Annotated in this window: 11 protein-coding genes; 6 read left to right on the plus strand and 5 right to left on the minus strand. The window is 53.7% G+C overall.

All coding sequences use genetic code 11. The features are described 5' to 3' along the window. The first annotated feature begins 11 nt into the window (after nucleotides 1–11). The 4 genes from GGD62_RS25895 to GGD62_RS25910 all read left to right on the plus strand — a co-directional run bounded on the left by GGD62_RS25895 (nucleotide 12) and on the right by GGD62_RS25910 (nucleotide 4,753). Nucleotides 12–1,142 carry a glycosyltransferase family 4 protein gene (locus GGD62_RS25895; protein WP_183710906.1) on the plus strand — a complete coding sequence of 377 codons (1,131 nt, stop codon included), beginning with the start codon at nucleotides 12–14 and terminating at the stop codon, nucleotides 1,140–1,142. Between the two features lie 286 nt (nucleotides 1,143–1,428). Beyond that, nucleotides 1,429–2,529 carry a lipopolysaccharide biosynthesis protein gene (locus tag GGD62_RS25900; protein ID WP_183710908.1) on the plus strand — a complete coding sequence of 367 codons (1,101 nt, stop codon included), beginning with the start codon at nucleotides 1,429–1,431 and terminating at the stop codon, nucleotides 2,527–2,529. 379 nt (nucleotides 2,530–2,908) lie between these two features. Beyond that, nucleotides 2,909–3,721, plus strand: coding sequence for a glycosyltransferase family 4 protein (locus GGD62_RS25905; protein ID WP_183710909.1), 813 nt, complete (start codon nucleotides 2,909–2,911; stop codon nucleotides 3,719–3,721). A gap of 9 nt (nucleotides 3,722–3,730) precedes the next feature. Beyond that, nucleotides 3,731–4,753 carry a glycosyltransferase gene (locus GGD62_RS25910; protein ID WP_183710911.1) on the plus strand — a complete coding sequence of 341 codons (1,023 nt, stop codon included), beginning with the start codon at nucleotides 3,731–3,733 and terminating at the stop codon, nucleotides 4,751–4,753. Between the two features lie 6 nt (nucleotides 4,754–4,759). Here the strand turns inward: GGD62_RS25910 and GGD62_RS25915 are convergent, their stop codons facing one another. Continuing rightward, nucleotides 4,760–6,196: a hypothetical protein gene (locus tag GGD62_RS25915; protein WP_183710913.1), complete on the minus strand. Its 1,437-nt coding sequence runs from the start codon at nucleotides 6,194–6,196 to the stop codon at nucleotides 4,760–4,762. Between the two features lie 47 nt (nucleotides 6,197–6,243). Then, the gene (locus tag GGD62_RS25920) at nucleotides 6,244–7,704 is read right to left on the minus strand and encodes a hypothetical protein (protein ID WP_183710915.1); all 1,461 of its coding nucleotides are present in this window, start codon (nucleotides 7,702–7,704) and stop codon (nucleotides 6,244–6,246) included. Between the two features lie 112 nt (nucleotides 7,705–7,816). Here GGD62_RS25920 and GGD62_RS25925 point away from each other — a divergent pair, with 112 nt between their 5' ends. Continuing rightward, nucleotides 7,817–8,998 (plus strand): glycosyltransferase, encoded by a 1,182-nt coding sequence (locus tag GGD62_RS25925; RefSeq protein ID WP_183710917.1) that lies wholly within the window; start codon nucleotides 7,817–7,819, stop codon nucleotides 8,996–8,998. A gap of 560 nt (nucleotides 8,999–9,558) precedes the next feature. Continuing rightward, nucleotides 9,559–10,500: a glycosyltransferase family 2 protein gene (locus GGD62_RS25935; protein WP_312014293.1), complete on the plus strand. Its 942-nt coding sequence runs from the start codon at nucleotides 9,559–9,561 to the stop codon at nucleotides 10,498–10,500. A 393-nt stretch (nucleotides 10,501–10,893) separates the two neighbouring features. Here GGD62_RS25935 and GGD62_RS25940 read toward each other — a convergent pair whose 3' ends face one another. From GGD62_RS25940 to GGD62_RS25950, 3 genes are all read right to left on the minus strand, one after another. Then, nucleotides 10,894–11,679, minus strand: coding sequence for a hypothetical protein (locus tag GGD62_RS25940; RefSeq protein ID WP_183710923.1), 786 nt, complete (start codon nucleotides 11,677–11,679; stop codon nucleotides 10,894–10,896). Further along, a complete protein-coding gene (locus tag GGD62_RS25945; RefSeq protein WP_183710925.1) occupies nucleotides 11,627–13,879 on the minus strand; it encodes a polysaccharide biosynthesis tyrosine autokinase in 2,253 nt (750 codons plus the stop codon). The genes GGD62_RS25940 and GGD62_RS25945 overlap by 53 nt, the downstream gene beginning before the upstream one ends. A gap of 267 nt (nucleotides 13,880–14,146) precedes the next feature. After that, nucleotides 14,147–14,767 (minus strand): hypothetical protein, encoded by a 621-nt coding sequence (locus GGD62_RS25950; protein ID WP_183710927.1) that lies wholly within the window; start codon nucleotides 14,765–14,767, stop codon nucleotides 14,147–14,149. Between the last annotated feature and the right edge of the window lie 123 nt (nucleotides 14,768–14,890).

The following is a 14,890-nucleotide window of genomic DNA, read 5'->3' on the forward strand; positions in this document are numbered from 1 at the left end:
CAACGAAGCCGATGGAATCGCTCTTGCGCCAGAAGCGCGACCGAATTGTATTTTCTGCGCTCGAAACCTATTCCCTTGTAGGCGGGCTTCAGAACTTTAACCGACGAGTAATAAGAAATTTGGTCTCGCGCGCGGAAGCTCGAGGCAGCGCCGCTCCGAGAGTGCATGTTCTGCGCGATGGGGACACTGTACCAACGGAAATGTCGCCCTTCGTCCGAAGCTATTCGAGCCGTCTCTGGTACATGTTGCGCGGTGCGATTTCTGCCATGACTGCTGACGTGTTCATCATAGGCCATGTTAATCTTCTGCCGCTAGCAGGCCTCGTGAGATGTCTTCGTCCAAAGCTTTCAATATTGCTGTTTGTCCACGGCGACGAAGTCTGGAACGAACCCAAACGGCGGCGCAAACGCTGGTACGACAAGTCTCTCCTCAGGGCAGTAGATGTGATCGCTTCCGTTAGCCAATATACGGCTGACGTGATGTCGCAAAAATTCGGCCTCGATGCGGCGAAATTCGAAGTCTTCCCCAACGCCGTAGATGAAATTGAAGCCGTTTGCGAGGCCGAGCGGGACAAGCCAATAATCCTAACCGTCTCCCGAATGTCCGCTGGGGATCGGGATAAAAACATTCACCAAATGCTGCGGGCGGTTGCGATACTGAAGAGGAAGTTGCCCCGCGTTCAGTACTACATCGTAGGAGATGGCGCTCTACGGAGTGAGCATGAGAAGCTGAGCGGCGAACTCAATATCGACGAGAATGTTTCGTTTCTAGGACGCGTTTCAGATGTTGAACTGTCACAGGTTTATCAACAGGCGAGTGTCTTTGCTATGCCTTCCTCGAAGGAAGGCTTCGGAATTGTCTATTTAGAGGCATGGCTCTATTCATTACCCGTCATATGCAGCACCTTCGGCGCTTCAAAGGAAATCGTTTCCGACGGTGTTGATGGCTTCGTTGTGGATCATCGCGACGAAAGGCAACTCGCGGAGCGCCTGCATCAACTACTAACCGACAAGATGCTTGCTATGGAGCTAGGTAGAAACGGTCGAAACAAAGTTCAAACGAAGTACCTCAATAGCTCGTTTCGTTCAAATCTCGAGGCGCTGTTGGAAAAAACACTGCGCCGGAGCTATGCTAGTGAATAGCAGTGGCTCGAATGGCGCGCAATCGAGAACGGTGGACACGTCTGCGATCAAGCGGTTCGCTGCCGAAACCCTGCGGACCAGAGCTTTCGCACGAGTAGGATTTGGGTTGCTCGCCCAACTATACTCGCAAGTTGTGACAATTGGCCTTCAACTGGCTTCAATCCCGATCATCCTGTCTGTTTGGGGCCCTGAGCGTTTTGGAGCATGGCTAACGATTTCAGCAATACCAGCATATTTCGCGCTAGCCGACTTGGGATTTGCACAGGTCGCAGGCAACGAGATGACAATGCTCGCGGCCAACCGCAACTATAGAAGAGCTCAGCGAGTGTACCACACGGCGTGGCTTTTTGTCGTCCTGGTCATCGTTTGCTGCCTAGCTATCTGCAGTGGCGGAGTGCTCCTGTTAAGTGCATCCTCCCTCCCCCGCCTTTTCGGCGCATCTTCTAAAGAGATTCTGCTGGCAGCACCTATTCTAGTCGCCCAAGTCCTTCTCTCGATTGTCTTCGGCCTAATTGGAGCCGGCTTCCGCGCCACCGGCAGATTCTGGCTCTTCATTATTCTAATCTCCAGCAGCCGCTTGATCGAAGGACTCGCGATGTTGGCCATGGTCTACTGGGATGGCAGCTTTGCTGAGGTCGCAGGGATTACATTCTGTGCCCGGGCTCTCTTTCTTTTAACCGGTATAGTCTTTTTGCGTAGGATAGCTTCTTGGTTAACGATCGGATTCAGATTTGCTGATCGGCGGCTTCTAAGACGAATGGCGTCTCCATCATTCCACTATATGGCGTATACTCTTGGGCATGCGCTTAACATCCAAGGAACGACCATTGTCGTAAGCTGGCAGCTTGGGACTGGTTCAGTTGCTGTACTAACGACCATTCGCACATTCACGCGGCTTGGGATCACAGCGACCAACATGTTCAACCACACATTGGAGCCAGAATATGCAGACCTCGCCGGCAGAAATAGCCCAGCGAGGATTATGCAGGTTTTCGGCTATCACATGATCATTTCAGTAGTCATTGGAGCTTCCTACTTCGCGGCGCTGGCGAGTCTTGGAGGATCGGTCGTACAAATTTGGACGAACTCTCAGATTCTTGTGTCGACGCAACTTTGCGCGGCATTTGCGTTTGGCGTCAGTATCGAGATCCTTTGGACCGCGCTACAAACTCCGTATGTCGCAACTAATAGGCACAGAATTTTCGCCCTGTTCTTTGTCGCTAGCGCAGTCGTCGGACTGATCACCACGTTTGCTACAGCTCCGATGCTCAATCTCTATTCGCCAGCGCTCGGCGGCATTGCTGGCGGAGGATGCATGTTGGCGATTACCTTGATTAGAATGCGCGCTGTTGGCGTTACCCAGATGAACTGTTTAGATCGGCTCTAGCGGCACCCGTACGCTTGAATAGGTGAGACAACAATTGAAAGTTCTTGTAGCGACTCCTGGAAGATTTCATTCCTTCGCTTTGGCTCGAGAACTCGCCAACCAAGATGCTCTCGCCCACATCATTAGTGGCTTCCCCCGAACGAGGCTCGCGAGAGAAGGTATACCCAACGAGCTATTACTTACATCACCGCATTTCTCTGTCCTTAAACACCTTTCGGCTCGAGCCAAATGGACTCAGCTCTCATCCCACTTCCATTACAAGAATCTGGTTCACATAGACAACATTGCATACAGCGTGATTTCGAAGGCGAAGGACAGCTTGGACGCGTATGTGGCCCTGTCTGGAACAGGGACGAGGAGCGGTCGCTTGGCTAGATCGATGGGCGCCAACTATCTTTGTGATCGCGGGTCTACGCACATCCTGTTTCAACGGGATATCCTGCAAGAGGAGTATGAAGCGCTCGGCTTGTCTGCACCTTCATTTGATCAGCGCATTGTCGAGCGAGAGATCGAGGAATACGACCAAGCGGACGCGATTCTTGTCCCGTCGGAGTTTGTCCGGAGATCCTTTGTCTCCCGCGGAATCCCCGAGACGAAGCTGATCAAGATCCCTTATGGATCAAATCTCAAAATGTTCTACCCTTCTGACGAACGGAATAATGCTTCGTTCGACATCCTGTTCGTGGGGGCGCTTTCCGTCAGAAAGGGATTGCTCTACCTGTTTCAAGCCTTCGAAAAGTTAAAAGCGAAGAACAAAACGCTGACGCTGATTGGGGCGCCAACCTCCGATCTGGAGATCCTTACTCCATTCATCCCGCGCGAAAATGTTCGCTTCCTAGGGGTCGTACCTCAACCGAAATTGCGGTACCACATGAGCAAAGCTCACGTGCTAGTAGTTCCTAGCATTGAGGAAGGTTTGGCGCTGGTGATGGGCGAGGCCTTAGCATGCGGGTGTCCCGTCCTCGCGACAAGAAATACAGGCGCCGAAGACTTATTCCACGACGGTGAAGAGGGACTGATAATTGACGCAAGAGACTCGACCGCCTTAACAGAAGCTCTGGCGAAACTCCACAGTGATCCTAAATTGCATCGGCGCATGTCACAACAAGCCAGAAAACGAATTGAAACCCTCGGCGGATGGTCGGAGTATGGAGCGAAGATCATGGATGCGTTGAAAGCTCTTCAGCGCTGAAGCTGCCTGATGAAAATTCTGTATCTCGGCGCCAATTCTGGCAACTCGAAACTCCGCGAGCTGGCGATGCGTCGGCTTGGGCATGAAGTAATGGCGATTGATCCTTATAAGGCGCTCCCATCAGCTCTAGTAAAGTGGGGCTTTAAATCGGGATATCTCGGCATTTCTCATGCGGTACGACAATACGTAAACGCACGCATTCAGAATTCGACTTTCGACCTTGTGTGGGTAGATCAGGGTGACGCCTGCAACGCAGACCTGATCGGAGACTTACGTCGACATAGAGTGCCTATTGTAAACTATTGTCAGGATAATCCTTACGTAAAACGGGACGGTTACCGCTGGAGACAGCTTCTCAGGGCCATTCCTGAGTACAATCTCATTGTCACGCCTCGGGAGTCAAACGTCGCAACAGCCTATGAGGCCGGTGCACGAGCCGTAATGAGGGTTATGTTTGCTGCTGACGAGGTCGTACACCGGGCTCAGCAGATTGAGCAAAACGAAGTCGCCGAATACACCAGTCAAGTTAGTTTTGTCGGAACATGGATGCCTGAAAGAGGCTCCTTTCTGATCTCGCTTCTCAAGCGTGGAGTAGCGATAACAATTTTTGGACCGCGTTGGGAAAAGGCACCGGAATTTCCCGCGTTAAAGCCGTACTTGCGATTGGGCCCGCTTTCGTCCCAGCGTTACGTCAAAGCGATACAGTGCAGTTCTATTGCGATTGGCTTGCTCTCAAAGGGAAATGAAGACCTGCACACGACACGATCGATCGAAATCCCGGCTATTGGAACATTGTTTTGCGCTGAACGAACTTCTGAGCACATGGATATGTACAATGATGGCGAGGAAGCCGTCTTTTGGAAAGATGCCGCCGAATGCGCCGACGTATGTCTAAACCTTCTCAATGACCCGCAACGATTGACCGCTATCGCAAAAGCCGGCCATGAGCGCGCACTCAAGAACGGTAACTTCAATGAAAACTTGATCTCGTCGGTCTTGAAGCGATTGTCTTCAGTTGGTGTCGAGTTCTAAGTCCTCTCAATCGGAGATTATTTGAAATTGGAGCACTTGGCTTTGACCGAGGAGTCTCGGCTCAAGCAAAGCTGTTGCATGGGCGTTATGGAGGCGAACTTGCACGTCTTTCAAAACAAAGTTTTTAGCATCGCGGTCGTACATCCCTCCGATGGCTGCCACTTGCGCTTCCGCCGATCTGTCTTCAATTTGTATGCCTTCGAGGCGGATATCCCTATATCCGCTGGCCGGAAAGCGTATGCCCGGATACAAGCCGTTCAAGAACGAAGAATCGTAAGATCCTCTCAATCCCTCAATTACTAAGCGCTTACTCGGCAGCAGATCAAGCAATCCGTCGGGTCGATTAGATGTGTAGCCCACCACTCGCGAGTCTATGGCCGCAATTTTTAGGGAGAGAGCGTATCCGCTGCGCTGTTCATTTGGCCGATCTCGAGCGGGCCCAGCGCGATCCCCTTGATCGAACACGTTGCTTATCTCGACGTTCGTACTTTGCAGATCGGCATACTTCGTATCGGTGAGGTAAAAGAGATGAGGAGGTGCGAACCACTTTCCGACACCGCCGACGAAGGTTCCATCATCGGCCTGTAGATCGCCGTACCGCAAAGACCGAATTCCTTCAAATGTTGCATTCTTCACCACGCCTAGCCAGCCCATATACGTGCCATCCAGTTCAAGCTCTGAGACGTTGATGTGTTCGGGGATGCTTGCGGAACGCTCATCGATGGAAGTAGTGGCAGTTATGCGCTGATTGCTCTTGAACCCTGCTGTAGTGAGAAAGCAGACAGGTATGAACCGACTACCGGCCGTCTTCTGGGAGACGAACATCTTCATCCTCTGAATAGAGATTTCAGACGCACTTCCTAAAATGTAAAACATTGCCGACGTAGCAGTTGGTCCAGGCCATGGCGAAGTAATGTGACCTCGACTGCGATCAAAAATTATTCCTCGATGCGCACTCAACCACGGCGTGAGAATGTGGTCGTGGAACGCCGCCGCTGGTTGGTATTTTCCAGACAGCGGAACGAAGTTGCCCGCTTTTATGTATCCTCTCGTATCTGGATCAACCGGAAGTTGACCTACATATTCAATGCGCCATCCGATTAGGTTGATCCGAGATGCATTCGCCAGCACCCATGTCGGCATGAAGACGTTGTCGGTTATGAAGAGTCCCTTTTCACCAAATTCGACGGTAATTCCATCGTCGAGGAATATCGGGCGAGAGATGTCGGTCCCCACGTGAATGAAAACAGGGCAATCAACAACTAAGATAAATCTATCGTTCTTGGCTTCTTCGAACGCTTGAGCAACGCCTTCTCGATCATCCTGCACCCCTGTACACGATGTCCACTCGCGCACACTTCTCCGTATTTGAGGAGAAAGGACGGATGCTGCAGCCTCCGAGAGTGTGCTGATGAAAAGAGCGAAGAACAGAAGAGCTCTCAAGCAACGCATCGACAGTTCATCCTATTCGATACTCCTGGCTATAATCCTTAGGTCGGAGGGATTAGGCCGGGGGGCGAGACGGCTTTATGAAGCGGACGGACGTAGAAGCACAATTGCACGATCGCTCCGAAGACAACCAGGCCGATGGAGGCCCTGAAGAACGCGATAAAAGAACTTAGTTCGCTTTCTACCTGCACCAACATATAGATGGAACCGTAGAAATACAGCACCAGGATCGGCGCACCGGCAACGTTGCTGGTTAGCTTCAACAATAGTTTGAAAACCACGCTCAACACCCAGACATATGCGAGAAATCCGAGATAAGTGAAATCTATGAATCCCTCCAACATCAACGTTTGCGCGTAATCATTAAAGGGAATCCCGCTTACATTGGTCCAGAGTCGCTCGTGGACGCCTCCTAGACTGTCAAGAAGCCACTGCTTGTCGAAAAAAAACGACGGAATAGAGTTTATGATTTGGGTTAGCATCTCCAGACCCCCAAGCGGCTGGCTGAAGTACTGTCGCGCTGTTGCGTACGATTCAAGGATCAAGGCACGACTACCCGCGTTCTCCTCATATGTAGTGACCGCACTCGGATCTACTTGACCCAACTGGGACAACAACTCGAACAAATCGATTTTGCCGACACCTCCCCTCGACCAGCTCAGTATCCTCAATGCGATGAATATTCGACCGAACAATAAGGCTACCGGAATTAGAAATCCTATAGTCGAGCAAAACGAGAGAACTAACTTTCTTGAGAGGCGGAAGTCGTGACGAGCTCCCCAAAAGGCAGCAATTGCAATCACCATTTGAGCCGCAAAGAAACGTCTTCCGACCGGCAACCACCATATTCCTTGCAGCGCCAGCATTCCGATGGTGATTGCGATGGCAGCGAGCTGGGGAAGTCCAACTAATCTGATATTGCGTGAGAGCGATCCGAGCACCACTCCTGTCAGACCGGATACGCCCACAGTGATCGAGGCCGCTAGTAGTACAATGGGAGAGGCCTGCTCCGAAGTGACCGACAACGAGCCATATGTCCACATTTGCGAACTTAGTAGCACAGCCTGAAACCCAGCGAGGCAGACACCGACCAGCACAAACTGCGGGAGGCTCCGCCTGATCGAATGGGAACTGATATAATTTGATATCTCGAAGTCATGCTTGTTGCGCAATCCAACCAGCAATACCAAAAACGCCATCAGGAGAATTTCAAACCCGTACAGCAAGTACGAGTTGAGATCGTTTTTGAGGGGGCTTGGATCCCAGAGCAAGGTCCATCCAAGCGGAAGTATATATGCCAATACTGTCGTGTAGCCGGCGATGTTAAAGACGTTAATTCGACCGACCAATAGATAGCTTAGAAACCCAAATGCCGCGACTGCTGAAATGACGAGACAGGCCACTCCACAAATCCCCTGTCCTCCGAGCATCGCTGACTCAACTAAGCCAACGAAATACATCGTGACCCCGAACAGATAAAAGAACAGAATGCGCTTGGTCATGGACGGCCGTTTACCGATTTCGAGGATTCTGATGGCGAGATATCTCGATCTCGCGGTCCTCGCTTGCTAAAAAGTACCCCAGTGAAAACGAAGTATACATACGGATGTTCGAGTGAAAATACTACACATTATTGCAACTGTTGACCCCCGCACCGGCGGCCCTCTCGAGGGGATACTGCGATCTACCGAGCCTCTGGCACGGCTCGGCTGCCTCCGTGAACTAGCGACTTTGGATCACCCGGACGACCCGTGGGTGAAGGAGTTTCCTCTTCCCGTATTTGCACTTGGGGAGCGGTCCCTGCAAGCAAGGCAGCGGCTATCATGGTTGCCTTGGGTTCGCTACGGCTACACAAAGCGGATGGCACCCTGGCTAAAGGCTCGTGCCCGCAACTACGATGTTGTTGTGATTAATGGGATATGGAATTACTGCGCGGCGGCAGCTCGCCAATCGCTTTCGGCCGATATTCCTTACTACGTTTTCACGCACGGCATGCTAGATCCCTGGTTTCGGAAGCGATACCCGCTCAAGAGCGCCTTCAAGCAACTGAGTTGGTGGATCAATGAAGGTCCCTTGCTAGCCAAAGCGCGCGCGGTTCTGTTTACAACGGAAGAAGAACGCGTTCGTGCACGCAATGCTTTTTGGCCTTACCGAGTGAAAGAGTTTGTAGTCGGTTACGGCACAACTGACGAACTTGGCGATCCTACTAATCAAACAAGCAGGTTCCGAGGGCGGCTCCCAGTTCTAGGCGAGAAGCCATTTATCCTCTTCCTCAGTCGCATTCACGAGAAGAAGGGCTGCGATCTCCTGATCCGAGCATTTGCCGAAGTTGCCTCAACATCGCCTAATCTCAATCTGGTCATTGCGGGGCCGGACCAGACGGGATGGCGACGCCATTTGCAAAGTTTGGCGGATCAACTTGGAATTTCTCAACGCGTCCACTGGCCTGGCATGCTCGAAGGGCCGGAGAAATGGGGAGCCTTTCGCGCTTGCGAAGCCTTCGTACTACCGTCGCACCAGGAAAACTTCGGTATCGTTGTGGCAGAGGCGCTCGCTTGCGGTAAGCCTGTTCTCATTAGCGACAAGGTCAACATATGGCGTGAAGTTAAGGAAAGCGGTGCCGGCCTTGTTGCGCCCGACAATGTGGAAGGAGTAGTACGGCTCCTGAAAACATTCGCCGAACTTACCCCCGCACAAGTCAAGGAAATGCAATTCGCGGCGCGGCGGCTTTTTTTAGACTGCTTTGATCTCAACCAAAACGCAGCGAAGCTGGTTCAGTTGTATCGGAACGGCTAAGATGGTTCTTGAGAGCAATCCACTTGAAGGTGCTCCAACTTTTCCCTTGTCGCATCGCGCCGCGCGAGCGCTTTGGAACGTGGTTTGGACTCTTCTTGGATCCTGGACTCCGGTCCCATTGCATTCTTGGCGACGCCTTCTGTTAAGGGCCTTTGGAGCAAAAATCGCTCCCACAGCCAAAATCTATCCAGGTGTCAAGATTTGGTATCCGCGCAATCTTGAGATGCACGAATTCGCTTGCCTTGGGCCTGGCGTAGATTGCTACTGTATGAGCAGCATCACGCTCGAGAAATACGCCCTCGCCTCTCAAGGTGCTTATCTGTGCGGCGGGACACACGACGTCCAATCGAAAAGATTTGATCTAATTGCACGCCCAATCCGCCTTTGCTCGCGGTCATGGGTGGCAGCGAACGCTTTTGTCGGCCCAGGGGTCACCGTCCATGAAGGTGCCGTGCTGGGTGCTTGCGCTGTCACAATGAGGGATCTGGAAGCTTGGACGATCTATGCGGGCAACCGTGCTGTGGCAGTTCGAAAGCGCAATCCAAACGAGGCGGAAGCTAGTGGCTGATTTGGCCGTAATCATTCTCACCTATAACGAACACCTCCATCTAGCGCGAGCCTTGCACTCCGTTCGCGCGATCGCGAAGGAGATCTTTGTCGTGGACTCCTTCTCTACCGACGATACTGCACAGATAGCAGAATCGTTTGGAGCCGTCGTTCTCCAGCATCCGTTTGTGAACCAAGCCAAACAATTCCAATGGGCGCTAGAAAACGTGCCAATCAAATCGGAATGGGTGATGCGACTGGACGCTGATGAAGTTGTAGGGACAGACCTCCAGGCTGAAATTGAACGTCGGCTTCCTCTCGTTCCAGCGGAAGTAACCGGAGTAAACTTAAAGCGGAAGCTCGTTTTCATGGACCGCGTCATTCGATATGGTGGCCGGGGAACCCTAATTCTCCTCCGCATTTGGAGACGCGGATTCGCCAATATCGAAGACAGATGGATGGATGAACACATTTCCGTTCGAAGCGGTGGAGTGCTGACATTCGAGGGCGAGTTTACTGACCACAACCTGAATGACCTGACGTTCTTTGTAGAAAAGCACAATAGGTACGCTACACGAGAAGCAATTGAGCTCCTCAATCAGCATCTACGGTTTATGCCGGCACCAAGTTCCCTTCTGATCGAAAGGAGCTCCTTTCAGGCAGCGGCAAAGCGTTATATCAAACAACGTATCTATAATCGCATTCCGTTTCCGATAAGCAGCTTCGGTTATTTTCTTTACAGGTATGTCCTGCTGTTGGGATTCTTGGACGGGAAAGCGGGTCTTATTTACAGCGTGCTGCAAGGCTTCTGGTATCGCTTTCTCGTAGGTGCAAAGGTCGATGAACTTAGACGTTCCGTGGAGCACCTCACAGATAGCGCCGAGGTCGCACGCGAAGTGCAACGACTTACCGGCCTCACCTTGCTCGGCAAAAGAGAGCGCGGGTTTATAAACTAGATCTATTTCTGAGAAATCGAATACCGAAAGTATGGCGATTTTGCGATTGTTCCAAGGATAACGTCTTCCCTTCTGTATGGACCGACCTCCGCAGATTGGCACCGATCCGAATTAAAGTAACACGCCTTCACTTTGATGGTTCGCGGGCATCGGTTTTTCAAACTTACGACGTGATCCATTAGAATTTGATTTACGGTGTGCGGGCGCGCGATTGCTTCGACGTCAAGGCATGGACGATTCAAACCATCTCGAATAACAGCAGAGCCCGCCTCGGCAGGTCCCTGCAAAGTTGCCTTCAGGCTCGTGGATACTGTCTGAGCAACAACACTAGGCGTTGGGATGACCAGGGCAATTGCGCAGAAAAAGACTGGAGGTCGCATTTAGATTACTCGCTTACTGCCAAGGACGATCCCGCGATTGGACTCCAGGAATACTATCGTTTACCCCTGCCTCCGTTAGTTTTTTTCTTAGAGCCTCTTTACTGGCTTGGTCGACACCCTCCAAGCCAGATAGTAGACGCCCTCTGAGAAAGGGCTGGACAGCTACGATATTCATCGCAGCTTCGTCGATCAAGCGTGCGTCAACCAATGTGGAAAATTCAGATACCACCCCGTCCTGCGTCTGGCGGCTTAGATGAGAGAAAACAGCAAGGGCTAGACGGTTACGACGCAATGCAATCCCCCCTTCTAGAGGTGCAAGCGAATAGCTTTGATCGAGGTAGCGCAAATTGGTCGCGGCAAAGCCGTCGCGAACTGTTGCTGCCGAATAGAGCATCAGCCAAATGAAAGCGTCGCCGGGATTCCTCGAAAGCGACTTCCTGAGCGCGTCTTGAGCCAAAGCCACCTTCCGATCGGGCTCCTCATCGCTGTTGCGCTGCATGGCGTCCTCAGAAATGCGCGCTTGGATGAGAGCGCTGGCCCTGAGGTTCTCGGGATTTTCGATAGAATACCCAGATTCATCTTTGACGCGTTCCAATGCCTCGGCCAGCGTGCCTCGCTGAAACCGATCACCGGCAATGATGCCTTGGACTACTGCTTCCGCCGGAGTGGCCCTGCGGAAGGTTGGAAATACAATGGTGCCCCAGCACAGACTTGCGATAGCAAGTAGGAACAGATAAAGCCGAATGCTACTCCACATAGCCATAGCGAGCATAGTACTTCCGATAGTAATAGCGGCCATGGTAGGACTCATAGCGAGCTAGCAGACGTGTATCTGCCTTGTTGAGAGCGACGCCCAAAAGCTTCTCCTGAATTTCCGGAGCGCTGCGAAGGTTGTGCTTCACTACATCGGTCTTGGTCTTACCCCACTCGACTACAAAGATGTAGGAGTCGACGAAAGACGAGGTCACCCTGACGTCCACTACCGGCGCCATAGGAGGCATGTCCAGTACTACGTAGTCGTATTGCGACCGCAGAAGTTGAACTACTGCATGCATCGCCTTGGAGGCAAGTATCTCGTTAGTGTGCATAAGTTTCGAGGTGGACCCCGCGGGCAACACGGAAAGCCCGGTCTCAGGATCCGTGCTAATAAGCTCCTGCAACTCCGCCTTTTGTGCAACTAAATCAATCAATCCAGCGCTCGCGTTCGGACGTAGCGCCCGCGACAATGAAGGATTACGAAGGTCGGCATCGACCAAGATCACCTTGCTGCCTGAATGGGCTATCAATTGCGCAAGGTTTGTGGAGAGAGTGCTCTTGCCTTCGTTCGGCAAAGTCGATGTCACTGCAAGTACGCGATTCTCCCGCACGATCGAATTTAAGTCGACTGCTACCTTCAATGAGCGCACAGCCTCGGCAAAGCGAGAGAGGGGATGCTCAACAACGTATCGCAATAGGTCTGGCTGGGGATGATCGACACCCTTGACCAACCTGCCCGCCATACCAGTTTGAGAAGAATTAGTTAGAGCCGGAAGTATTGCTACACAATTGGCTCCAAGCACGTCCTCCACCTGCGAAGTGGTTCGAAACACCTTGTCCGTCAGTTCGCGGGCCATAGCCACACCGAAGGCAAGCAGAAGGCCTCCAATAAGCGCCAGCGCTAAGACAATGCGGCTCTTAGGAGAACTCTTTACCAGAGGGGTAGTGGCAGCACTGATCACTCGCGCTTCAGTGATCGGAAAGGATTGCTGCTGTACGCTTTCCATGTAACGCTGGAGGAAATTGTCGTACATCGCTTGGTAGCTCTGCGCGTTGCTCTCAAGCTCGCGGAGCTGGATTTGCGCCTGGTTAGTGAGCTGGGATTCCGAGACTACATTGGCGAGACTCGACTTGATGGCCTCCTCGCGGGTCACCGCGATATCGTAGTCGCTCTTGTAGGATTCCTGAATGCGCTTCAGCTCGTCGACGATGTTCTTCTTGATCTCGGCCATCTGCCGGCGCAGGTTGACTGCAGCGAGGTGATCGGCGCCGTACTTCATCGACCAAATCGATTCCTTGGAAGCCATGTCAACATATTGGCCGCGCAGCTTGACGATGGTGTCGTTCTTCAGCGCGTCGGCTACGCTGGCGTCCGGAATCTCCTGCTTCAGGATATCGTTGATGCGATCCATCCGTGCCTTGGCTTCGGCAGTGGCTGCATGGGCCATGATGAGCTGACTGTTGACCTCGGCCAGCTGCTGCTCGTTCATCAGTCGGCCACCGCTGTCGACGATGTTGTTGGCGATCTTGAAATCCACCACCGCCTTCTGCGCGGCGGAGGCCTGGGTGCGCAGCTCCTTGATGCGGTCCTGCAGCCAGACGCTGGCGCGCCGGGTGGCCTGATACTTCGCCTCGAGCTGGTCAACGATGTAGGCGTCCGCGATAGCGTTGGCGATGCGCGCCGCCTTCTGCGGATCGCGCGAAGTGAAGCCGATCTCCATGACATAGGTGAGGCCAAGGCGCTTGACAGTGCGGTTGCTCGCGAAACGCTCCAGCGCCTTGCGCGTCAGCTCGAACTCGGACGCTGCGCGACTGGAGGAGAACAGGCTGGAGATCGAACCGGTTATCGCGCCGAGCAAGCCGGCGCCGCCACCCGTGAATTCCGGATCCTCCGTGAGATGCAGGTCGCGAATTACCGCGAGGCTGATGTTCTCGGATTTCAGGATCTCGACCTGGGTTTCCACCGTCGCGGAATCGACCGCGATGTCGCCGAGCACGGATTGCTGCTGGAACAGCTGCACCTTGCGGGTGTCGATCACCATCGAGGCGGTTGAGGTGAACAGCGGCGCGGCGGTGAAGAGATAAAGCAACGCCAGGATCACGCAGGCCGAGACGATCGCGACCATGGTCGGGAACTGGCGCCTGATAATGTCGAGATAGGAGGTCAGCGTCTGCGACGGGGAGCCGTCGGCCTCGGCGAAATCACGGTTGATCTCCGAGGTCGGCTTGTTCACCTGCAACATCTAGCAATTCCTGAAAATGGATCGATCTGTCGTCTTGGGATCAATGCTGGCAAAACGCCTGCTGGCTATCCGGAGCAAACCGGATGCCAAAGGACCGCGCTACGCGCCACACTAGCATAAGTCTGCCTGCAATTGAACGCAGTCGATGCAGTGCAGCGCGCGCTTTGCGCGATATTTTGCAGAAAGCTTAACGGCGCAAAAGCAAAGCGGCGCCCGCTGGCGCCGCTGCCGTGAGTTGTCATGGGCCGGCCGCAAGGGCCGGTCCGGTCAGCGCCGGGGGCTGGTGCTGTTGGTGGTACCAGTCACGCCGTTGCTCGCGTTCGGGTTGACCTGCGTCGCATAGTGCAGGCCGCCGAAGGTGCCGAGGGTGCCGCCCTGTCCGCCGTTGGCAAAGCCGCCGGCTCCGGTCGGCCCACCCGCGCCTGAACCACCGCCGCCCGCGCCGCCGCCGGTCGCGGCGATCGCGACGTCGCCGGTCGCGGCCTGGTAGGCGGCGATCACGTCGGCGTTGCCGGTGTTGGCGATCGCGGCCTGGATCTCATTGGCGAAGGCCTGGTCTGACTGTGCGGCCATGCGGGCGACCTGGGCGAGGCCGCCGACGATCGCGCGCATCTGGTCCTTGGTGGTGGCGGGATCCTTCAGGAGCGCGATCAGGCCGGGAAGCGTGGTCGGATCGGAGGCGCCGAGATCGCGCACGCGCGAGATCAGCTGCGGGCCGCCGGTCGGATATTGCTGCAGCAGGCTGTTGGGGGAAGCCTTGAAGTCGGAAATGACGGTGGCCGGCAGCTGGCGCTGCGGCGGGTAAACGGCGGCGCTGGCGGCCGACGTAATCGTCGCGGCGAGGGCCGCGGCGGCAGCCATGCGAAGCGCGGTTCTGATAACGCTCATAAATCAACCTCCAAAAAATCAGCTGCCCCGATGTGCTTCCTCGGCCCGGGCAAATGGCTGTGCAGTGCGGAACCTAACCGAAGAGAAAACAGCTGTCCACTTATTCTAAAGACTTCGTAAACG

The sequence above is a fragment of the Bradyrhizobium sp. ERR14 genome (genome assembly GCF_014198235.1).
GTDB lineage: Bacteria > Pseudomonadota > Alphaproteobacteria > Rhizobiales > Xanthobacteraceae > Bradyrhizobium.

Bases quoted from the DNA above. Each gene is read 5' to 3' on its own strand.
- GGD62_RS25895 (WP_183710906.1), top strand. From the start codon at position 12: ATGGAATCGCTCTTGCGCCAGAAGCGCGACCGAATTGTATTTTCTGCG.
- GGD62_RS25900 (WP_183710908.1), top strand. From the start codon at position 1,429: ATGCTCGCGGCCAACCGCAACTATAGAAGAGCTCAGCGAGTGTACCAC.
- GGD62_RS25905 (WP_183710909.1), top strand. From the start codon at position 2,909: ATGGGCGCCAACTATCTTTGTGATCGCGGGTCTACGCACATCCTGTTT.
- GGD62_RS25910 (WP_183710911.1), top strand. From the start codon at position 3,731: ATGAAAATTCTGTATCTCGGCGCCAATTCTGGCAACTCGAAACTCCGC.
- GGD62_RS25920 (WP_183710915.1), bottom strand. From the start codon at position 7,704: ATGACCAAGCGCATTCTGTTCTTTTATCTGTTCGGGGTCACGATGTAT.
- GGD62_RS25940 (WP_183710923.1), bottom strand. From the start codon at position 11,679: ATGGCCGCTATTACTATCGGAAGTACTATGCTCGCTATGGCTATGTGG.
- GGD62_RS25945 (WP_183710925.1), bottom strand. From the start codon at position 13,879: ATGTTGCAGGTGAACAAGCCGACCTCGGAGATCAACCGTGATTTCGCC.
- GGD62_RS25950 (WP_183710927.1), bottom strand. From the start codon at position 14,767: ATGAGCGTTATCAGAACCGCGCTTCGCATGGCTGCCGCCGCGGCCCTC.